The sequence below is a fragment of the Mesorhizobium sp. M1050 genome, assembly GCF_040318715.1.
GTDB lineage: Bacteria > Pseudomonadota > Alphaproteobacteria > Rhizobiales > Rhizobiaceae > Mesorhizobium.
Window position 1 is genome coordinate 122,241 of the sequence record NZ_JAMYMV010000004.1, and the last position, 21,778, is coordinate 144,018.

Genomic DNA, 21,778 nt, shown 5'->3' on the forward strand with positions numbered 1-21,778 from the left:
CTGACGAGCTGCAATTTCTAAGAGCGGCGCCCAGGCACCCCCCTCTGCCCTGCCGGGCATCTCCCCCGCAAGGGGGGAGATTGGCGGCGTTGGCCTTACCGCACATCTTGCAACGCTGACGATTGGCGAAGGCCGAAGTGACATCTGATCTCCCCCCTTGCGGGGGAGATGGCCGGCAGGCCAGAGGGGGGTGTTCAAGCTCGACATCTCGCCCCCTCAGAACTGGTAGCGACGCAGGCGCGTCTGCACGAGGAAGAGGTAGACGCAGACGCCGCCGAGGATGATCAGGAACATCATCGTGGCGATCGCAGCGCCCATGTTGGGGTCGCCGACCTGCAGCTGGAAGCCGAAGAAGGCGCGATAGAGGAAGGTGCCGAGAATGTCGGTCGAATAGTTCGGCCCGGCGAGCGCCCCTTGCGCGGTGTAGATCAGGTCGAAGGCGTTGAAATTGCCGACGAAGGTGAGGATCGAAATGATGCCGATCGACGGCAGGATCAGCGGCAGCTTGATCTTCCAGAATTGCGACAGGCCGGTGATGCCGTCGCATTCGGCGGCTTCGATCACCTCTTCGGGGATCGACAGCAGGGCGGCGTAGATCAGCATCATCGGGATGCCGACGAACTGCCAGACCGAGATCAGGCTGAGCGCGGTCAGCGCATATTGCTCCTTGCCCAGCCAAGGCGTGAACAGGCTTTTCAGGCCGAAAAGGTCCATCAGATGTGGCGCCACGCCCCATAGCGGAGACAGGATCAGCTTCCAGGCGAAGCCGACGATAACGAAGGACAGAATGGTCGGCACGAAGATCGCCGTGCGGTAGAAGGCCGCGAATCTCAGTCTCGGGCTGGACAGCATGGCGGCCAGCATGACGCCGATCGGGTTCTGCACGAGCATGTGGATGATGAAGAACCAGGTATTGTTCCTGAGCGCGTTCCAGAAACCTACCGACCAGTTGGGATCGCCAAACAGGGCGCGGAAGTTCTGCAGCCCGACGAAAACCTGGTGCTGCTCGATGTTGCGGAACAGCGACAGCTGCAGCGTGCCGGCGAGCGGCAGGATCATGATCGCCGTGTAAACGAGCACCGCCGGCGCCAGGAAGATGCCGATGTGCCAGCGGAACGGTCGTTTCGGTCTGATGTCTGCGGCCATGAGTTCGGTCCCCGCCGATCAGGTTGGCAAATGCCGCCAAAGGCGCGGCGCCTCTCTCCCCTCGAGGGGAGGGTGCCTCGCGAAGCGAGGCGGGTGGGGTCGGTCAAGGCAGTGCGCCATCGACATTTGACCGTGCTTTCAAGCAACGATCAAGTCGCGGCTGCCTCCACCGACCCCCTCTGTCGCCTTCGGCGACATCTCCCCCTTGAGGGGGGAGATAAGCAGCGCTCAGCCTGAGCTCTTACTTGGCCGGCTTGTACCAGCTGTCGAGACCGGCCTGCAGCTTCTTGGCCGCGGCTTCCGGCGTATCGGTGCCGTTGATGACGTTGGCCGATTCAACCCAGGTCTCGTTTTCGAGATTCGGCGTGCCGCGCGACAGGATTTGATAGGTCGAGCGGATCGTCGACTTGCACTTGCCGCGCCAGGAGACGAATTCCTGCGCCAGCGGGTCTGCCATCTTCACCGGAGCGGAGTTCAGGCTGAAGAAGCCTGGCAGCGCGTTGGCGTAGATGGTGGCGAAGTCCGGCGAAGCGACCCAGGACAGGAATGTCTTGGCCGCATCGGCGTTCTTCGAAGCTGCGTTCAGGCCCATGCCGATGTCGGTATGGTCAGAGATGTAGCAGGTGTCGCCGGCCTTCTCGACCGGAGGCGGGAAGGCGCCCATCTTGAACTGGGCCTGCGTGTTGAACAGGCCGATTTCCCACGAGCCGGCCGGGTAGATGGCGGCGCGGCCGAGCGTGAAAAGGTTCTGGCTGTCCGGGTAGGTCTGCGCTTCAAACCCATCGCCGAGATAAGGCTTCCACTTGGCCAATTCCTCAAACGGCGCGACCCAGTCCTTGTCGGTCAACTTCTGATCGCCCTTGATCAGCGCTGCGCGGCCGTCCTCGCCCTTCCAGTAGTTGGGGCCGATGTTCTGGTAGCCCATGGTCGCGGCTTCCCAGAGATCCTTGGTGCCCATCGCCATCGGGATGTAGGTGCCGTCGGCCTTGATCTTGTCGAGCGCGGCGAAGAACTCGGCGCGGGTCTCCGGCACCTTGATGCCGAGCTTGTCGAAAGCATCCTTGTTGTAGATGAAGCCGTGGATGACCGAGGCCATCGGCACGCAGAAGCTCACCTTGCCGTCGTCTGTCTGCCAGGCGGATTTGGCCACAGGAGAGAAGTTTTCCATGCCCGGCAGCGCCGAGAGATCGGCAAGGTTGCCCTTCTTGAACAGTTCAAGCGACTTGTCGAACGGGCGGCAGGTGATCAGGTCGCCCGCCGAGCCGGCGGCGAGCTTGGCGCCGAGTGCGGCGTCATATTCGGTCGGCGCCGACGGTGCGAACACCACTTTGATGCCCGGGTTCTTGGCTTCGAAAGCCGGGATCAGCTTGTCCTTCCAGATGGCAAGGTCGTCGCCGCGCCAGCTTTCGATGTTGAGCGTTACGTCGCCGGCATAAGCGACCCCGGCCGAGCCGAGAATGCTGGTGCCCAGAAGCAGTGCCGTCAGTAGTTTCCTTGTCATGCTCAGTCTCCCTGTTGACCTTTTTCAGGTTCGGTTTTGATGAGAACAGAGGCTTTTGACCCCTTGCTCCCCTCTATAGCAGAAAGGGCCGGCCGCAGCTTCTGGCCAGCCTTTTCCAGTATCTTCAACGCCGCGTCGGCGCTGTCGGCGCCGGCGGCAAGCAGAATGGCGGTCTTGACCGCGCCGCCGCTCTTCTCGAGCAGACGGGCCGCTTCGTCCGTGCCGCGTCCGCTGACGGCGGCGACGATGCGTGCCGCGCGGTCGCGCAGCTTGATGTTGTCGGCCTTCAAATTGACCATGTAACCATCATGGACATGGCCGAGATGGACCGCTGTCAGCGTCGACAGCATGTTGAGCGCGATCTTCTGGGCCGTGCCGGCGCCCATGCGCGTCGAGCCGGCGATCAGCTCCGGCGGGGTTTCGAGCAGGATAGCGATTTCGGCCTGTCGCAGCAGGGCCGAGTCCCGGTTGTTGGCTATAGCGATTGTGGCCGCGCCCCGCAGCCGGGCGTCCTCGATGGCCCGCACTGCATAAGGTGTGGTGCCGCTGGCGGAGATGGCGATCAGGCAGTCGCCCTCGCCGATGCCGGCCTTGGCGACCGCTGCCGCAGCCTCCTCGGTGTCGTCTTCCGGTCCGCCGGCCAGCGTCCGAAAGGCCTCGTCACCGCCGGCGATCAGGATAGCGATGCGGTCGCGATGGATGCCGAAGGTGCCTGGCAACTCCAGCGCATCGGCCAGCGCCATCAGGCCCGAACTGCCGGCCGCCGCATAGGCAAGCTTGCCGCCGCCGTTCAGCCTGCCGGCAACGATTTCGGCCGCCCTGGCAATCGAAGGAATGGCATGGCGCACCACTTTCGCGGCTTCAATCTGCGCATCGGCCAAATAGGAAAGGATGGCGTTCGGAGTCTGGATATCCAGCCCCTCGGCATTTTTGTGAAGCGCTTCGGTGCGCGTTTCGGCCATCCCGGTTCCTCCAATACCAGAACAATACCAAAAAAATACCACTTGTCCACACGCATTAACGAACTCATGGGTCGGAAATCGGTGAAGTGACGGAATACCGTGGTTTTTCAATAAAATACGGCTTAATTTTTTTGACTCGGAAATTAACACTTGGCTATTGGTATTTTATTGGTATTATCCGCCGGGAGGAGAAATCGTGTGAATTTCGTGCTCGGAATCGATGGCGGCGGCACCAGCTGCCGGGCAGCCCTGGCGACAGCGGACGGTGCCATCATTGGCCGCGCCAAAAGCGGCGCTGCCAACATCCGCACCGATCTGACCGGCGCCCGGTCGAACATCGTCGAAGCGGCGCGGCAGGCGTTCATCGACGCCGGGCAGGACCCGGACCTGATCCCGCAGACACCGGCAATTCTTGGCCTCGCCGGCGCCAATGTCGGCACCTACCGGCAGCAGCTCGAAGCGATCCTGCCGTTCAGCATCAGCCGCGTCGAGACCGACGCCGAGATCGCGCTCGAAGGCGCTGTCGGCTCCGGTGACGGCGCCATGGCGATCCTCGGCACCGGCACCGCCTATATGGCGCGCAAGAACGGCAAGTCGCGCGCCATCGGCGGCTGGGGTTTCCAGGTCGGCGACCAAGGCAGCGGCGCCCGCATCGGCCGGGACCTGCTCGAGCAGACGCTGCTTGCTTATGATGGCGTTCGCGAGGATTCGCCATTGACGCAGAGCATGCTGGCCGTTTTCCGCAACAATCCGGAGGACGTGGTCGAATTCACCACCAATGCCAAGCCCGGCGATTTCGGCGGCTTCGCACCCAAGGTGTTCGAGCATGCCGCGAAGGGCGACAGCATCGCCAACTGGATCCTCGACAGGGCAGTCGCCGATGTCGAGGCCTCGCTCGGCGCGCTTGACCTTTCGGACGACGCGCCGCTGTGCCTGCTTGGCGGGCTGGCTCCGCTCTACGCGCCGCGCCTGTCGGCCCGCTACCGCGCGCTGCTGAAGCCGCCGCTCGACGACGCGCTGGGCGGCGCGGTGCAGATGGCAGTTCGTCTGTTCGCCAGGCCAGCGGAGGCGGCCCGATGAGCGAGGCCGCCGACCAGATATTCGCCATGCTGAAGCATCAGGCGCAGAGCGGCGCGCCGCTCTATCTGCAGCTTCGCAAGAGCATCGAGGATGCGGTCAATCGCGGCCTGATCGGGCCGGGCGACGCGCTGCCGTCCGAGCGCGACATCGCCACCAAGGCCGACATCTCGCGCGTCACCGTGCGCAAGGCGGTGCAGGACCTGGTCAAGGGCGGCATCCTGGTCCAGCGCCATGGTTCCGGCACGTTCGTTGCACCGCGCATGGAGCGCGTCGAGCAGTCGCTGTCGCGGCTGACCTCGTTTACAGAGGACATGGCGCGGCGCGGCATGGCGGTGCGTTCGGCCTGGCTCGACCGGGGTCTTTACGCGCCCTCGCCCGACGAGATGATGGTGCTCGGCCTGTCGTCGAACGAACTGGTGGCGCGGGTGGCGCGCCTGCGCATTGCCAACGACACGCCGCTGGCGATCGAACGCGCCTCGCTGTCGGCCAGCGTGCTGCCCGATCCGGCCGATATTGGCTCCTCGCTCTATGCGGCGCTGGAGTTGACCGGCAACCGGCCGGTGCGGGCGGTGCAGCGCATCTCCGCCGCCAATCTGGGCGACAGCGACGCACGCCTGCTCGAAGTGCCGCCAGGCATCGCCGGCCTGCACATCGAGCGCATTTCCTATCTGGCGAGCGGCAAGGTGATCGAATTCACCCGCTCTATCTATAGGGGCGACGCCTATGATTTCGTCGCCGAACTGCGGCTGACGGGGCCGAGTGAAGAGGGCCGACCATGAGTACAAAGCCAACCAAATCGACGAAGCCGACCTATATGCGGCGCGAGATCGAGGAGATCCCGCAAGCCGTAGCCCGCCTGCTCGAGGGCTCCGGCGCGGCACTGACCGAGGCCGGGCGCGGCATCCGCGAACGCGACCCGCAGTTTGTCGTCACGGTGGCGCGCGGCTCGTCCGACCATGCCGCCACCTTCATGAAGTATGCCGTCGAGCTGACCGCGGGCCTCGCAGTGGCATCGGTCGGACCGTCCATCGCCTCGATCTATGGGCGCAAGCTCAGGCTTGCCGGCTCGGCCTGCCTGGCGATCTCGCAGTCGGGCAAGAGCCCCGACATCGTGGCCATGGCCGAAACCGCGCGGGCCGGCGGCGCACTGACCATCGCCATCACCAACACCGCCGATTCGCCGCTGGCGCGTGCTTCGGATTACGCCATCGATATCCTGGCCGGCCCCGAGCGCAGCGTGGCGGCCACCAAGACCTTCATCAATTCCGCTGTGGCCGGTCTCGCGTTGATGGCGCATGCCACCGGTGACGATGCGCTGCTGGCAGCGCTTGCCCGCTTGCCGGAGCATTTCCGCAAAGCCATCGCCTGCAACTGGATGAGCGTGCTCGCCGAAACCATCGAGAAGCAGAAATCGCTGTTCATCCTCGGCCGCGGACCATCGGCGGCGATGGCCAACGAGGCGGCACTGAAATTCAAGGAGACCTGCGGCATGCATGCCGAGGCCTATAGCGCCGCCGAAGTCATGCATGGCCCGCTGGCGCTGATCGGCCCCGATTTTCCGGTGCTGGCGCTGGCCGCGCGCGATGCGTCCGAACCGTCCGTCGCCGAGGCCGCCGACGGCTTGGCAGCCAAGGGTGCGCCGGTGTTCGTCACCTCTGCACTTGCCCAGCATGCCGTGCGCCTGCCGCATGTCGCCACCGGCAATCCCCTGACCGACCCGCTGACGCTGATCGTTTCCTTCTACATGTTCGTCGAGTCCCTTGCCCGCCATCGCGGCCTCGACCCGGACACGCCGCGCAATCTTCGCAAGGTGACGGAGACAGTATGAGCGATCGCTTTGCCCTGACCGGTGCCCGGATTTTCGACGGCGACGATTGGCATGACGGCCACGCGCTGCTCGTACGCGACGGGTTGGTCGAGGCCATCCTGCCCACGGGCGCCATTGCCGCGGATGTCCGCGTCGTCGCGACCGGCGGTGGCGTGCTGGCGCCGGGTTTCGTCGATGTGCAGGTCAATGGCGGCGGCGGCGTCATGCTCAACGACCATCCCGATGTCGCGTCGCTCGAAACCATCTGCAAGGCACATGCGCCGTTCGGCACGACGGCGCTGCTGCCGACGTTGATCACTGATACGCCCGACATCACCGCCGCCGCGATTGCCGCCGGCGCGGCAGCGACGCTGCAGAAGGTTCCGGGTTTTCTCGGCCTGCATCTCGAAGGGCCGCATCTGTCGATCGCCCGCAAGGGTGCGCATGACCCGGCGCTGATCCGGCCGATGACGGACGACGACCAGGCAAGGCTGATCGCGGCGCGGCAAAAGCTGCCGGTGCTGCTCACCACCATAGCACCCGAATCCGTCGAGCCGGCGCGCGTCGCGGCACTCGCCAAGGCCGGAATCATCGTCAGCCTTGGCCATTCCGACACCGGCTATGCGGTGGCCAGCACCTTTGCCAAGGCCGGCGCCTCGATGGTCACCCATCTGTTCAACGCGATGAGCCAGATCGGCAACCGCGAGCCCGGGCTGGCAGGCGCGGCCATAGACATCGGCACATTGTCGGCCGGTCTCATCGCCGACGGCATCCATGTCGATCCCGCCACCATCAAGATCGCGCTGCGTGCGAAGCAAGGTCCCGGCAGGATCGTGCTGGTCAGCGACGCCATGGCGACAATCGGCACCGACATGACCTCATTCACGCTCAACGGCCGCACCATCTACCGCAGGGATGGCAGCCTGCGGCTTGCCGACGGAACGCTGGCGGGTGCCGATCTCGACATGATCTCGGCCGTTCGCTACGTCCACCGGGTTGTCGGGCTGGACCTGTCGGAAGCCTTGCGCATGGCCTCGCTCTATCCGGCGCAGGCGATCGGCCAGTCGCACCGGCTCGGCCGCTTCGCCAACGGCACGGCGGCGGATATCGTTTCGCTGTCGGACGAACTCGACATGAAGGGTGTCTGGATCGGTGGCGACAGGGTTTTTGGGGTTGGCGCCCCGGGCTGACCGACCGGCCGCGCAGCTCCAATTTCAGGCTGTGTAGAGATCCTTATATGTCTCGCGCAAAAGATTCTTCTGCACCTTGCCCATGGTGTTGCGCGGCAGTTCGTCGACGAAGATGATCCGCTTGGGGTGTTTGTATTTCGCCACGCGTTCGCCGATGGCGCCGAGAATTTCGGCTCCGGTGATCTGTGATGCCGGCGCCCGCACGACGACAGCGGTGACGCCTTCGCCGAAATCCGGATGGGCAACGCCGATGACGGCGCTTTCGCTGACCCCGTCAAGCGCGTCGATCTCGCTTTCGAGTTCCTTCGGATAGATGTTGTAGCCGCCGGAAATAATCAGGTCCTTGCCGCGGCCGACGATATGGACATAGCCGTCGCTATCGATGAGGCCGAGATCGCCGGTGATGAAGAAGCCGTCGGCGCGGAATTCCGCTTTGGTCTTCTCCGGCATGCGCCAATAGCCGCCGAAGACATTCGGGCCCTTCACCTCGATCATGCCCACCTCGCCTTGCGCAAGTGCTGCGCCGCTGTCGGGATCGGTGATGCGAAGCGTAACGCCGGGCAAGGGGAAACCGACCGTGCCGGCGCGCCGTTCGCCCTGATAGGGGTTCGAGGTGTTCATGTTGGTCTCGGTCATGCCGTAGCGCTCGAGAATCGCGTGGCCGGTGCGCTCGCGCCAGGCCCTGTGCGTCTCCGCCAGCAGCGGCGCCGAACCGGAAATGAACACACGGATGTTTTTCGCCGCCTCGCGGTCCAGTCCATCCTGCTGCAGCAGGCGCACATAGAAGGTCGGCACGCCCATCAGGACCGTGGCGCGGGGCAGCAGCGAGACGATGCGGGCCGGATCGAACTTCTGCTCGAACAGCATCGAAGCGCCGGCCATCAGGATGACATTGGTGGCGACGAACAGGCCATGCGTATGGAAGATCGGCAACGCGTGGATCAGCACGTCCTCTCCGGTGAAGCGCCAGTGCTCGACCAGCACGCGCGCGTTGGAGGCGAGGTTCTCGTGGCTGAGCATGGCGCCTTTCGAGCGGCCGGTCGTTCCCGACGTGTAGAGGATCGCCGCGAGATCGTCCGGCCCGCGAGCCACGTCATGAAAATCCATCGGCAGCCGCGAGGCCTGATCGGTGAGCGTTCCCTGGCCATCGCGGCCGAGCGTGACTGTGGCAGCGCCTGTTTTTTCCGCCAACGCTGCGATGTCGGCTGCCCTCGCGGGATCGCAGACGACCAGCCGTGGCTCGGCATCGCTGAAGAAATACTCCAGCTCAGTCAACGTGTAGGCGGTGTTGAGTGGCAGGAAGACGGCGCCGGCACGCAGACAGGCGAGATAGAGCAGAACCGCTTCGGAGCTCTTCTCGACCTGAACGGCTACCCGGTCGCCCGGTTCGACATCCAACTGCAAGAGCGCATGCGCGAGCTGGGCCGAGCGCTCCAGCATATAGCCATAGCTGAGTGAGCGGCCGTCATCGGTTTCCATCAGCAGGCGCCCAGGCACCGGCATCCGGGACCGGAACGCATCGAACAGATGATTGCTCATGAAGATTTCCCTGGGGTGGCGGAACGGCGGGCCTTGCACACCGCTCGGAACGGCATGACGTGGCGCAAAGAGTTCGCGGGTCTTGGCTGCGCCGTCAAGACCGCGGACAGGGGTTCGCGCCGGCCGCGCCATGCCGCTGGATGGCAGCGGTGAGCGTAAGGACCCGCGGGGAAAACGACCGCTATCGCCGAGCGTGTCCGGCCTTGCCGGCGATCGCCTTTGCGGCTTCGTCCTGCTCGAAGCGTTTCATGCACAAGGCGGCGGTCAGTTGGTAGTGGTTGATCAGCGCCTCGACCGCGCCGTCGGCATTGCCATCCAGCGCATGTTCGGCGATCAGGCGATGCTCGCCGAAAAGGTCGCGCTGGACACCTTCGCCGTCATGAACCATTTGCCGATAGCGATAGGCGTGATCGGAAAGTTGATCGCAGAACCCCACCAGCCATTGCGACCGGCAGGCCGAGATCAGCACCCTATGGAAAATGCGGTGCAGCCGCTCCCAATCCGGATCGAGCGAGACGGGATTCTGCGGCGAAAAACGTGACGCGCGGCCCAGGCGATGCAGCGCCAGGACGAGCTGTTCTTCCCATTCGGCGGTTCTGTGAGCGATGGATTCGCGAAGCGCCCGCTCCTCGAGCCAGCAGCGGGTGCGCGTCAGCTCTTCGAGCTCCGACGCGCTGACCGGCATGATGAAGAAGCCGCGCTGGTCGTGGCGGCCGAGAAGCCCTTCCGAAGCAAGGCGATTGAGGGCTTCGCGGACAGGAGAGGCGCCGGCCCCATATTTGGAGACCACCCACTCGACCCGCAGCTTGCTCTCGGCTTCAAGAACACCTCCGAGAAGGTCGTCGCGCAATTGCTGGTAGACCGCGCTGGCAAGGGTGCTTTTGGGTCCTGCAGCGTCGTCGTTCAGATTGGCAGCTCCGTATGTCAAAGCGACTCCTTGTTCCCAATTTTGTTTTGGGCAATTCGAGTCCGAAAGCATTCCCCTTTCGTACATGTACCATACAGTACCTGCTGTTGTGCGCTCAAGCAGAAGGCCACGCTATTGTACTTAAGCACAAAGGAATATACGGCTTTCCAGAGCTCGATGCTGTAATTTCGCGCATCCCTACAACCTGCGGAAACTTGACATGTTTTCTATGCACGCAGGAGAATCTGTTCGTCCTGTTCTTTTGTATGTGCGTGGGACCAACTGTTCTGTTTGGCGGCGAACACCGAATCAGACCGCCTCCGCTTCCAGATCCGATGCCGCGGCACCATCGCTCACAAGCCGGCGCCCGGCACCGGGCCCTTGGCCGGCATATCGGATTGATCGGAGACGGATACGTCGCGAATTAGCCGGCTGCGTTGTCGGCTGCCGTCCTGATCGCCTGGATGTTCTGCCGGTAGGCTTCGACACTGCCGCCCTTGAAGATGGCGGCGCCCGCCACCAGAATGTCGGCGCCGGCGGCCGTGACCAGCGGCGCGGTTTCGGCCGAGACGCCGCCGTCGATCTCGATGCGGATCGGCCGGCTGCCGATCAGCGCCTTGATCCGCTTCACCTTGTCTACGATTGCCGGAATGAAGGCCTGGCCGCCGAAGCCCGGATTGACGGTCATGACCAGGATCAGATCGAGCCGGTCGAGCACGTATTCGACCGTGCTTTCCGGCGTCGCCGGATTGAGCGACACACCAGCCTTCTTGCCAAGGTTCCTGATGGTCTGCAGCGAGCGGTCGAGATGTGGTCCGGCCTCGGCATGCACCGTCAAGCCGTCGCAGCCTGCCTCGGCAAAAGCAGCCAGGTAGGGGTCGGCCGGGGCAATCATCAGATGGCAGTCGAAGAAGGCCTTGGTGCGGTCGCGGATCGCCTTGATCACCGGCGGGCCAAAGGTGATGTTGGGGACGAAATGCCCGTCCATCACATCGAGATGAATCCAGTCGGCGCCGGCCGCCACCACCGCTTCAACCTCATCACCGAGTTTGGAAAAATCCGATGCCAGCACCGAAGGTGCGATCAGGGTCTTTTTGCTCACAGGTGCCGCCTTTCCGAGCGCCCTTTTCGTCCGGCCACCCTATCGACTGCCTAATGCGCCACGGGTGACTTGTCGAGTGCGCAGGCGCGGTCGCTGCACGGGCTGGCGTGGCGTTGCGGCGTCTCCGATCGCGTTGCAGCCAATTTACGCTTGCCCCGAGCATTGACGAAAAACCCGCCGGATTGCTCCGGCGGGTTCTGGTCTGGCGTCGAGCAGCCGGTTATTGCTGCTGGAGTTTCAGCATTCTGTTTGGAGCCGGATCCTGCTGCTGTTCGGCCTGTGGCATGCGCCTTGGCAGTAGCTGCAGCAGCAGGCCCGGGTTGAGCTCCAGCGACGGTTGCCCGCGGACTGGGCGGCAGTTCGGATACCGCCCGATCGTGCCGTCCGGGCAGTGCCGCCTGATGATCGGCTGGCACTGGCCATCGATCATCTGCGAGCCCGGTGCGCATTCCACCTCCTGGTTAGGCTTGCGGCACGCACCGTTGATCACTTCGGTTCCACGCGGACAGACACACTCGCCGCGCTTGTTGTGGACCTGGCCGCGTATGTCGCACTGCTGCAGATCAGGCTGCTTGCGCCGGCAGGCATTGCCTTGCACTTCGGTACCCCTCGGGCAGACGCAATCGCCGTTGGCGTCGTGGACCTGGCCACGGATCGTGCACTGCTCAGGCTTTGGCCGGATCGGACGGCAGGCGTTGTCCCTGACTTCCGTACCCTTGGGGCAGACGCAATCGCCATCGGCATTGTAGACCTGGCCACGGATCGTGCACTGCTCGGGCTTGGGCCGGATCGGACGGCAGGCGTTGTCCCTGACTTCCGTACCCTTGGGGCAGACGCAATCGCCATCGGCATTGTGGACCTGGCCACGGATCACGCACTGCTCGGGCTTGTCGGTCCTGACGCATTTGCCGTTCTCAAGCCCGGTTCCGCGTGGACAGACGCAGCGTCCGTCCTCGGTGCGGATCTGGCCTTCGAGCAGCACGCAGCGCTTCGGCTCCGGCTTCGGCACGATACCGCCACCCGGCGAACACTGGCCGTTGCGGAACGTCGTACCGGGCGGGCAGACGCACCGGCCGGCGCCGTTCAGGACGAAGCCTGCCGAGCATTCCTTCTTCGTCTCGTGGCTGATGGAGAAGGGATGGCAGGCATAGGCTTTGCCGCGATCGCCCTGGATGTTGGTCTGATCGCCGGAAAGCACGTCGCCACCGCCCTGCACCCGTGTGTCGGGAGACAGGACGCCAACGCAGTTCTGGCCGCTGACGTTGCCCTGCAGATTGGCCAGGCGGCCGTCGTCGGGAATGACCACGGTGACATGGTGCATTTGGCTTTCGCCTGCGCCGAGCGTCAGGTTGGCAATGCAGGACAGCGGCAAGCTTGTCGGTTCCGGCGAGCAGCCGAAGGGCGGATCGATCGAAGTGATCTCAACCCCTTCCAGCCTGCCGAGACCCTCCACGCCGATCGCATCACCGATGCGGACCGGCCCGGAGAAGGGGCTTGTGCCGTCGTTCGTGATGGTGATCTCGAACGAGCAGGGTTGGCCGAGCTTGCATTCGCGGTCGCCGGTCTTTTCGACGCGGATGGTCGAAGAGCCGCCGCCCTTGGCGCAGGCCTGGCCGATCGGATAGACGATGTCGTCGCCCGGCGCCGGACCATACGAGCCGCGCGCGCAGTTCTCGAACGCGCCGTTCGCCGAAACCGTCACGTCGAAGTGGCGGCTGGTTCCAGGTGTCATCACGGCACCGGGGATCTGGCACGACAGCGCATTGGCCGGAACCGGTCCGCACGCCCATTCCGCGCCGTCAGGAGTGACGGACTGGATCTGGACGGGCGCGGTGCCAGCCACCAGTGTGGCGGCATCGTTGACCCGCACCGGGCCGGTGGGGGCAGCGGTGCCAACGCTGATGACAGTGATGCGGCAAGAGACGACCGCGGCACCGGCGAGCGAGCCGTTGCACACCTTGGTGATGCGCAGGGCCGGCTTGCCGCCATTGGGATGACCGAAGCGTTCCTTGGCGCAAGCCTTGTTGTTGGTGAGGTCGACCTCACCGGGGATGGCCTTCACCACCGCGCAGTTCTCGACCGTGTCCGACTGGTAGCCGGCGGGCATGACCGCCTTGACGACAATCGGTGTCGAGGCGCCCGGAGGCAGCGAGATCCCCGCATTGTCACAGCGGAACTGGCCGGGGCCATTTGGTCCGCATGTCCAGGGTGGGCTCGGGCCGAAGGTCGAGGAGGACGGTGCACCGGCCGGATAGCTGTCGATCACCGTCAGCGGCCCGTTATAGGTCGATGTGCCGTTGTTGATGATGTCGATCACGAAGTAGCAGATGCCGTCGGCCGTGCAGACCGGGATGCGGGCGCGCTTCTTCAGGATCAGGTCGACCTTCTTTTCGACCGGCGGCCGGCAGTCGCGGTCACGATCGCCACGCCGGCAGATCGGGATCGAGGCACAGCCGCGATCGTTCGACTGGCTGCCGAAAAGCGGCTTGCCGCTGGCCCCATAATTATAGGTGGCGCAGTTGCGCAAGGCGCCGCCTTGCCAGCCCCCGGCCGGCTTGAAGCCGAGCTTGAGGTCGACCGAGGCTCCCGGATTGAGCGTGGTCACCGGATAGGTGCACGTCATCGGGGTGGTGCCGGGCACGCAGACCCAGGGCGGATTGGGGCCTGAATCGAGCGTCGAGCCGGCCGGCAGCGTCACTTCGTCGAGCACGATCTTGCCGTGGTAGGCACCGGTGCCGACATTGGTGACCCTGATGGTGAAGTCGCAGCCGCCGCCCATCGTGCAACGCGACACGTCGGCGCGTTTCTCGACCTTGAGATCCGGTTCCTTGTCCTTGGGCGGGCATCTCTGGTCACGCGGGATGACGATGTCGATCGTCTGCGTGCAGCACAGGCCCCAGCCTTCCTTCGGACCGGCATAGGTTTCGATGCCGGTGACGACGAGGTGGATGACGTCACCGGGCGATGCGCCGACGATCTTCCAGTTGAGCACACCGCCGCCCGCCGGCACCGGCTGCGTGTCGGGGATGATGGTGATGCCGGGCGTGGTCGTCGACACCTGCACCCATTTGCCGCCCATCTCCGGGCCGACCGGCATGTGGTAGATGAAGGCGCCGCCGCCGGGCACGCAGTCGACCGTGCCGCGCTCCACCTTGAAGCACTCCTTGCCGGGAGGCGGTGGTGGCGGATTGCACTTGCTGACATCGATCTTGATCGAGGTCTTTTCGCCGGTCTTGAAGTCGCCGTCGTCGGGCTTGCCCGGATCCTGCGACGGGATAATGGTCCCGGTGCCTGGTCCGGCGGTCAACTTGATCATGCCCTGGTTGTCGACGATCGTCGGCGCGGGAAATGCCGCATGATTGATCTTGGCCGTGATCTTGAAGTTGATGATGCGCTCATTGGGAGCCCCGATGCCGTCGAGATCGGAAGTGGAGATACGGAAATCGGAAACAACAGCCGTATCGTTCGGATTTGCCGACGTGCTGATCGTCGCCCCCGGCAGCGGTCCGCCGGACGAATCCGTGCCGTCGCCGGACACATCGACGTTGACGATCTCAAGGCCGTGCGGAAGCTGGTCCTTGAAATCGACCCGGACCTTCTTCAGCCTGGCTTCCAGGCTCGGGTCGGCAAGGCCCTGCGGATCACCGCGCAGGCCGAAGCTCAGCGAATAGACGACATAGTCGCAGCCTCGTTGAGTGCCTTTCTTGGTGAAGAAGGGTACGACCCGGTCGGGCCTCGGATTGATGACGCGCGAACTGTCGAGATCGAGCTTCAGCTCCGGGGTGATCGGGGCGGCGTCTTCCGCAAAGCCTTGCACCGGGGTCAGCATGGCGACCGCGATACCGGCCGCCATCAGCCAGTGCGCGCCGCGCCTGGCGTATGACAGGGGTTTCATGATCGTCTCCATGACGGTTGTTTGAGTGCCGGTTAATTGGCTGCTCTGGGCGAACGGGGAGAGTGCGAGATTTTTCATCTTCCCCTCCTTAACGTTCGCAGCTGACGGCTGGGGTTCTGAGCGGCAAAGTCATCTTGCAGCAAGGGTAGTAGCCACCCTTGTCCTTATCGGACTTCCTGTAGAAGCAGAGCCCGACATCGACTGTGTCGCCCGGATAGTGGCCGGTGATGTCGATCGTGTAGGGCTTGCCGGGCGCATGCGACTGCCGGGTGGTTACCCCGACCCCTGGCGTCCTGGACTGGGCCTTGATCGAATCGCCGCCGAAGCCGGCATGATCATGGAGATAGAGATCGGCCTCGAGACCGGAGGGCGTGCAGTAGTACTGGACGTCGTCGACATCGAGACATGGAGGCAGATTGCCGGGCGGTGGGAAGTCCGGCGGATAGAAGGGCGGCAGATAACCGCCCGGGATTTCCTCATAATAGCCGGCACGGCCTTCGCAGGGATGCCAAACGGCGACGTCGCCGACATGGCCCTCGACCTCCGGGTCATCGAAATAGCTGTCGAAGTCGACGAACCAGGAGCCGAAGGGCGGCACGTTGGCCGGCTTGACCAGCTCCTTGGGCGTGATCTGCACGCCATGCACGGCGAACGGCCCGCCGGCGGCGAGCTGCTCGGCGAGAGTCGGATTGTCGCGCAATTTGTCGCCGGTGTTGACCAGCGTCTGCGTGCAGACCGAAGTGTCGAGATTGCCGTCGGCGTCATAGCCATATTGCAGGTCGAGACCGCCGGCCGACTGCCTGAAACCCTGCGGGAAACCGACCGCGTATTCCTGCGGCGTTTCGACCCAGACCGATTCCGTTTCCGGATCATCCGGGTTCTCTCTGAAGTAGCGGATGACCTCACCCTTGCCGGAATCGGCGAACTGGCTGTAGTCGTAGCGGTTCTCGACCGGGCCGCGCTGGGCCAGGTACATGAAGCCGCTGTTGTCGAAGGCGATGTCGGTGACGGCGTAGTCCTTGTCGGCCTTGACCGTCAGTTCCCAGCGCGGATCGCCGGCAAAAGTGCCGTCGCGGGCAATGCCCACCGACCAGATTTCCGACTTTTCGCCGACCGAATAGTAGAGCCGGCCGCCATGATAGGAAACGGCCCAGATGCGGCGCTCGTCCTGCGTGTAGCCCCAGCTGTCGGGATCTTCGCTGTCGAAGGCCGCGCCCTGTATGTCCATCACCGAGCCATCGTCGGCGACCGGAGCCAGCCCATGCGCCGGACGCCCGGCGACGCCATGGTCAAAGCTGTCGATCAGCGTGCCGGCGGCATCGATGCGATGGATCAGTCCAGTATCGAGATCGGAAGCGAAGAACTGGCGGTGGCTGGGATCGAAGGTAAGATTGCCGATGCCGGGACCGCTGTTGGTGTCGATGTCGGCAAACTTGGAGACCTGGCCGGTGATGCCGTCGATCTTCCAGATGGTGCCCGGTCCGCCGCCGTTTTCGGTGCCGAACTGGCCATCCATGAAGGTGGCGCCGGCCGCGCCGCGGCGCTGCCGCTCCGGCCTGCCATCATCGTCGGTGTCGGGCGTGACGATGCGGATGCCGTGCAGCGAGGTGGCGGCGGCATAGAGGTTTGGAATGCCTGATGGAACGCCGTCGCGCACGCCGTCGTCATAGGTGACGCCGAACACCTGGCCGATCTGCCCTGCCGTCACCTCGAAAGGCGGCGGCGTGTTGACGAGCTGGCCGGCGGCTGGCCCGCCCAGATGCGAGACGTCGAACACGCGCAAGGTGGCGCGCGTGGCGTCGATGAAGGTTTCGTCGACCGGATCGACGCCGGGAGGCAGGCCCTCGTCGAGATTGGGAATGATGGTGCCGGAAAATCCGGTCACTGCCATGTAACCGGGATAGATGATCTGGGTTTCCTGCGCCTGGGCGGCGCCCAGCCACAGACCGGCGCTGAGCGCCAGCGTCAGCAATCCGCCGCTTGCGTGCGCGATACTGCGCAAATGTCCATCGAGAGACGACACGAGCGAGCCGCGGATGCGAGACATGACATTCCCCCCGTAGTCGACGGGAGAAATGTCCGGTTGGGCCGCGCAAATCAGGGCAAGGCGCGGCGGTCCGGCTCGTTTTTCCCTGATCGAATTGTCTGCTTTCCTCATTGTCACGATACGCCTGCTCTTACGCAGGGTCAACGGAACCAGCGGAGAACCCAGCGCATCGACCCCATCCCGAAGGCGGTGGTCGCGCCGAGTTCCTGTTGTTCCCGGAGACCGTGGTGCCTCTGGGTTATTGGTCATGGGGCTTCCTTTCCGGGCCGCACCATGCGGCACCTGGAGATCAGTCGCAGGCGGAAGTGGAAAGGTTCATGGAAGCGTTGCGCAGAATGCTTGCGCGCGCTGCAGCCTGTTCTTATATACGCGCCAAGCCGTTCGGTGCCGGAATGCCGGTTGCCGGAACGGAATTTCTTGTGAACAGGGGCTTTCGTCGGAATGCCTGTACGGGTCCTGAGAGCCTGCTTAGCGGAGAGACTAGAAAAATGGCAAAAGTAATCGGTATCGATCTTGGCACCACCAATTCCTGTATCGCCATCATGGATGGCAAAGAGCCTAAGGTAATCGAGAATGCGGAAGGGGCGCGCACGACGCCTTCCATCGTCGCCATCAGCGGCGACGACGAACGTCTCGTCGGCCAGCCGGCCAAGCGCCAGGCGGTCACCAATCCTGAAAACACCATCTTCGCGGTCAAGCGCCTGATCGGTCGCCGCTATGACGATCCGGTGACGGAAAAGGACAAGAAGCTTGTCCCTTACAAGATCATCAAGGGCGACAATGGCGATGCCTGGGTCGAGGCCGGCGGCAAGAAGCAGTCGCCCTCGCAGATTTCGGCCATGATCCTGCAGAAGATGAAGGAAACGGCGGAAGCCTATCTCGGCGAGAAGGTCGAGAAGGCGGTCATCACCGTTCCAGCCTATTTCAACGACGCCCAGCGCCAGGCAACCAAGGACGCCGGCAAGATCGCCGGCCTCGAAGTGCTGCGCATCATCAATGAGCCGACGGCTGCGGCACTTGCCTATGGCCTCGACAAGAAGGAAGGCAAGACCATTGCCGTCTATGACCTTGGCGGCGGCACGTTCGACATTTCGGTGCTCGAAATCGGTGACGGCGTGTTCGAGGTCAAGTCGACCAATGGCGACACCTTCCTGGGCGGCGAGGATTTCGACATGCGCCTGGTCGAGTACCTGGCGACTGAGTTCAAGAAGGAACAGGGCATCGACCTGAAAAACGACAAGCTCGCCCTGCAGCGCCTCAAGGAGGCGGCTGAAAAGGCCAAGATCGAGCTGTCGTCGACAACGCAGACCGAAATCAACCTGCCCTTCATCACCGCCGACGCGACCGGGCCGAAGCACCTGACGCTGAAGCTGACGCGCGCCAAGTTCGAGCAGCTGGTCGATGACCTGGTCCAGCGCACGATTGCCCCGTGCAAGGCAGCGCTCAAGGATGCCGGTCTGAAGGCCGGCGAGATCGACGAGGTCGTTCTGGTCGGCGGCATGACCCGCATGCCCAAGATCCAGGAGATCGTGAAGCAGTTCTTCGGCAAGGAGCCGCACAAGGGCGTCAACCCGGATGAGGTCGTCGCTCTGGGCGCCGCCATCCAGGCAGGCGTGCTGCAGGGCGACGTCAAGGACGTGCTTTTGCTTGACGTGACGCCGCTGTCGCTCGGCATCGAGACGCTGGGTGGCGTGTTCACCCGTCTGATCGAGCGCAACACGACGATCCCGACCAAGAAGAGCCAGGTGTTCTCGACGGCCGAGGACAGTCAATCGGCCGTGACCATCCGCGTCTTCCAGGGTGAGCGCGAAATGGCCGCCGACAACAAGGCGCTCGGCCAGTTCGACCTGGTCGGCATCCCGCCGGCGCCGCGCGGCGTGCCGCAGATCGAGGTCACTTTCGACATCGACGCCAACGGCATCGTCAACGTCTCGGCCAAGGACAAGGGCACCGGCAAGGAGCACCAGATCCGCATCCAGGCATCGGGTGGTCTTTCGGACGCAGACATCGAGAAGATGGTCAAGGACGCCGAGGCCAACGCCGAGACCGACAAGAAGCGGCGTGCTCTGGTCGAAGCCCGCAACCAGGCCGAAGCGCTGCTGCATTCGTCCGAGAAGTCGCTGAAGGAATATGGCGACAAGGTCTCGGAAGCCGACCGCACGGCGATCTCCGACGCCATCGCGGCGCTGAAGACCGCCACGGAGGGCGACGACGCGGCCGATATCGAAGCCAAGTCGCAGGCGCTTGCCGAGGCTTCGATGAAGCTTGGCCAGGCCATGTACGAGGCGTCGCAGAAGGAAGCGGCGGAAGCCGACGCCAAGGCGGACGCCGCCAAGGACAGTGACGTGGTCGATGCCGATTTCGAGGAAATCGACGAGGACGACGACAAGAAGAAGTCCGCCTGAGCCGTTTGACGGCAAAATAGAGCGAAAAGCCCGGCGCAAAGCCGGGCTTTTTTGCAACCTTTGCACAAAAACAGCGGGTCCCGCCGAAAAAAAGCGGCCAAACCCGCGTCGACACTGGCATCGCGGTTCCATCGCACCTAAATCGAAGCGTCAGTGCCGGCAAGAGACGCAACAATGCTTGAAGACGTTGAGCATCCGGACAGCGGGAAAAAATGAAAGCTGATTTCTACGAAACGCTGGGCGTCCAGAAAGGCGCCGACGAGAAGGAGCTCAAGAGCGCTTTCCGCAAGCTCGCCATGCAGTTCCATCCCGACCGCAACCCCGGCGATCATTCCTGCGAGCACAAGTTCAAGGAAATCAACGAAGCCTACGAGACGCTGAAGGACCCGCAGAAGCGGGCGGCCTATGACCGCTTCGGCCATGCGGCCTTCGAGCAGGGCGGCATGAATGGCGGCGCGCAAGGCTTCGGCGCCGGCGGCTTCGCCGACATTTTCGAGGATATTTTCGGCGACATGATGGGCGGGCGCCAGCGTCGCTCGTCGGGCGGGCGCGAGCGCGGCGCCGACCTGCGCTACAACATGGAAATCTCGCTGGAAGAGGCTTTCGCCGGCAAGACCGCCCAGATCCGCGTGCCGGCTTCGATCTCCTGCTCGGAATGCTCTGGCAGCGGCGCCAAGCCCGGCACCCAGCCCGTCACCTGCTCGATGTGCAACGGCCACGGCAAGGTGCGCGCCACGCAAGGCTTCTTTTCGATCGAGCGCACCTGCCCGCAATGCCAGGGGCGCGGCCAGACGATCAAGGACCCATGCCCGAAATGCGCCGGGCAGGGCCGGGTCACCGAGGAGCGTTCGCTATCGGTCAACATCCCGGCCGGCATCGAGGACGGCACCCGCATCCGGCTTGCCAATGAAGGCGAGGCAGGCCTGCGCGGCGGGCCGTCGGGCGACCTCTATATCTTCCTGGCGGTCAAGCCGCACGAGTTCTTCCAGCGCGACGGCGCCGATCTTTATTGCAAGGTGCCGATCTCGATGACGACGGCCGCCCTTGGCGGTTCGTTCGAGGTGACGACGCTGGATGGCACGCAGACCAAGGTGAAGGTGCCGGAAGGCACCCAGAACGGACGCCAGTTCCGCCTCAAGGGCAAGGGCATGCCGGTGCTGCGCCAGCCCAATGTCGGCGACCTCTACATCCAGACCGCGGTCGAGACGCCGCAGAACCTGACCCGCCGCCAGCGCGAGCTGCTGGAGGAGTTCGAGCAGCTCTCCTCGCAGGACAATTCGCCCCAATCGAGCGGCTTTTTCGCCCGTATGAAGGATTTCTTCGAATCCTTTGGCGAGCATTGATGCAAATCGCCCAGCGGCGGAAGCCGGTTTGGGCCGCGAAAATCCGTGACCCGCGCGTTGTTTTGAGACGCGACGAAAATTATCTTATCCACGACATGCGCCTGACCGCGCCTTGCCTTGCGCCGCTCAAGTGTTAAGTACCTTGAAGGGGAGCGCTGAGGAGAGCTTGCATGACACGTCCCGGACTGCGCAAGGCGCTTGCCGAAAAGTTCGACGACGAGCTCAAATTCTTCAAGGGCTGGATCGATAAGCCGAAGACGGTCGGCTCAATCGTGCCGACCAGTTCGATCACCGCCCGCAAGATGGCATCGATCGTCAATCCGAAATCCGGCCTGCCGGTGCTGGAAGTCGGTCCCGGCACCGGCGTCATCACCCGGGCTATCCTGGCCCAGGGCGTGCGGCCCGAAAATCTCTACGCGGTCGAATATTCCACCGATTTCGTGCGCCATTTGCGGCGGCTCTATCCCGGCGTTAACGTCATCGAGGGCGATGCCTTCAACCTCAACGCGACGCTTGGCGAGAAAAGCGGAATGATCTTTGATTCCGTCGTTTCCGGCGTGCCGCTGCTCAACTTTCCGGTCGCCCAGCGCATCGCCTATATCGAGAGCCTGCTCGACCGCATCCCGGCCGGACGGCCGATCGTGCAGCTGACCTATGGCCCGATGTCGCCGATCCCGCCCGGCCGCGGCGACTACAGCGTCGAACATTTCCATTTCGTCATCCGCAACATCCCGCCGACGCAGCTGTGGATCTACCGGCGCGGAGCGCATTAGGTTCCTCGACGCACAATCGTTCGCGGTTCCTGGCACTGGCTGCCCACCTTGGCGATTGGCGGTAACATCTCTCACTTCGTC

General features: G+C 63.8%; 15 protein-coding genes. 7 read left to right on the forward strand and 8 right to left on the reverse strand.

Translation table 11 applies throughout. The features are described from left to right. Positions 1-216: 216 nt before the first annotated feature. The 3 genes from NKH57_RS03925 to NKH57_RS03935 all read right to left on the reverse strand — a co-directional run bounded on the left by NKH57_RS03925 (position 217) and on the right by NKH57_RS03935 (position 3,609). Positions 217-1,146, reverse strand: coding sequence for a carbohydrate ABC transporter permease (locus NKH57_RS03925; RefSeq protein WP_023762458.1), 930 nt, complete (start codon positions 1,144-1,146; stop codon positions 217-219). Positions 1,147-1,387: 241 nt separating this feature from the next. Beyond that, positions 1,388-2,647, reverse strand: coding sequence for an ABC transporter substrate-binding protein (locus NKH57_RS03930; RefSeq protein ID WP_023762459.1), 1,260 nt, complete (start codon positions 2,645-2,647; stop codon positions 1,388-1,390). A 2-nt stretch (positions 2,648-2,649) separates the two neighbouring features. Beyond that, on the reverse strand, positions 2,650-3,609 hold the full coding sequence (locus NKH57_RS03935) for an N-acetylmuramic acid 6-phosphate etherase (protein WP_352608899.1): 960 nt from the start codon (positions 3,607-3,609) through the stop codon (positions 2,650-2,652). A gap of 198 nt (positions 3,610-3,807) precedes the next feature. Between NKH57_RS03935 and NKH57_RS03940 the strand changes: the two genes are divergently transcribed. The 4 genes from NKH57_RS03940 to nagA are packed head-to-tail and all read left to right on the forward strand — an operon-like array spanning position 3,808 to position 7,686. Beyond that, positions 3,808-4,689 (forward strand): glucosamine kinase nucleotide-binding domain-containing protein, encoded by an 882-nt coding sequence (locus tag NKH57_RS03940; RefSeq protein WP_352941882.1) that lies wholly within the window; start codon positions 3,808-3,810, stop codon positions 4,687-4,689. Beyond that, positions 4,686-5,468 (forward strand): GntR family transcriptional regulator, encoded by a 783-nt coding sequence (locus NKH57_RS03945; protein ID WP_352941885.1) that lies wholly within the window; start codon positions 4,686-4,688, stop codon positions 5,466-5,468. The genes NKH57_RS03940 and NKH57_RS03945 overlap by 4 nt, the downstream gene beginning before the upstream one ends. After that, positions 5,465-6,517: an SIS domain-containing protein gene (locus tag NKH57_RS03950; RefSeq protein ID WP_352941888.1), complete on the forward strand. Its 1,053-nt coding sequence runs from the start codon at positions 5,465-5,467 to the stop codon at positions 6,515-6,517. The genes NKH57_RS03945 and NKH57_RS03950 overlap by 4 nt, the downstream gene beginning before the upstream one ends. After that, complete coding sequence (gene nagA / locus NKH57_RS03955) at positions 6,514-7,686, forward strand: N-acetylglucosamine-6-phosphate deacetylase (protein WP_352608895.1); 1,173 nt, start codon at positions 6,514-6,516, stop codon at positions 7,684-7,686. The genes NKH57_RS03950 and nagA overlap by 4 nt, the downstream gene beginning before the upstream one ends. A 24-nt stretch (positions 7,687-7,710) precedes the next feature. Here the strand turns inward: nagA and NKH57_RS03960 are convergent, their stop codons facing one another. The 5 genes from NKH57_RS03960 to NKH57_RS03980 all read right to left on the reverse strand — a co-directional run bounded on the left by NKH57_RS03960 (position 7,711) and on the right by NKH57_RS03980 (position 17,176). Then, positions 7,711-9,225, reverse strand: coding sequence for a malonate--CoA ligase (locus tag NKH57_RS03960; protein WP_352608894.1), 1,515 nt, complete (start codon positions 9,223-9,225; stop codon positions 7,711-7,713). Between the two features lie 181 nt (positions 9,226-9,406). Next, positions 9,407-10,153, reverse strand: coding sequence for a GntR family transcriptional regulator (locus tag NKH57_RS03965; protein WP_352608893.1), 747 nt, complete (start codon positions 10,151-10,153; stop codon positions 9,407-9,409). 403 nt (positions 10,154-10,556) lie between these two features. Further along, a complete protein-coding gene (rpe, locus tag NKH57_RS03970) occupies positions 10,557-11,234 on the reverse strand; it encodes a ribulose-phosphate 3-epimerase (protein ID WP_352608892.1) in 678 nt (225 codons plus the stop codon). Between the two features lie 220 nt (positions 11,235-11,454). After that, positions 11,455-15,207: a DUF7929 domain-containing protein gene (locus NKH57_RS03975; RefSeq protein ID WP_352941892.1), complete on the reverse strand. Its 3,753-nt coding sequence runs from the start codon at positions 15,205-15,207 to the stop codon at positions 11,455-11,457. A 10-nt stretch (positions 15,208-15,217) separates the two neighbouring features. Then, positions 15,218-17,176, reverse strand: a complete 1,959-nt coding sequence (locus NKH57_RS03980; RefSeq protein WP_352941895.1) for an NHL repeat-containing protein — start codon at positions 17,174-17,176, stop codon at positions 15,218-15,220. Positions 17,177-17,664: 488 nt separating this feature from the next. Here NKH57_RS03980 and dnaK point away from each other — a divergent pair, with 488 nt between their 5' ends. From dnaK to pmtA, 3 genes are all read left to right on the forward strand, one after another. Then, positions 17,665-19,581 carry a molecular chaperone DnaK gene (gene dnaK, locus NKH57_RS03985; protein ID WP_352836227.1) on the forward strand — a complete coding sequence of 639 codons (1,917 nt, stop codon included), beginning with the start codon at positions 17,665-17,667 and terminating at the stop codon, positions 19,579-19,581. 212 nt (positions 19,582-19,793) lie between these two features. Next, a complete protein-coding gene (gene dnaJ / locus NKH57_RS03990) occupies positions 19,794-20,924 on the forward strand; it encodes a molecular chaperone DnaJ (protein WP_352486114.1) in 1,131 nt (376 codons plus the stop codon). A 170-nt stretch (positions 20,925-21,094) separates the two neighbouring features. Beyond that, positions 21,095-21,697: a phospholipid N-methyltransferase PmtA gene (gene pmtA, locus NKH57_RS03995; RefSeq protein WP_352608667.1), complete on the forward strand. Its 603-nt coding sequence runs from the start codon at positions 21,095-21,097 to the stop codon at positions 21,695-21,697. Positions 21,698-21,778 lie beyond the last annotated feature (81 nt).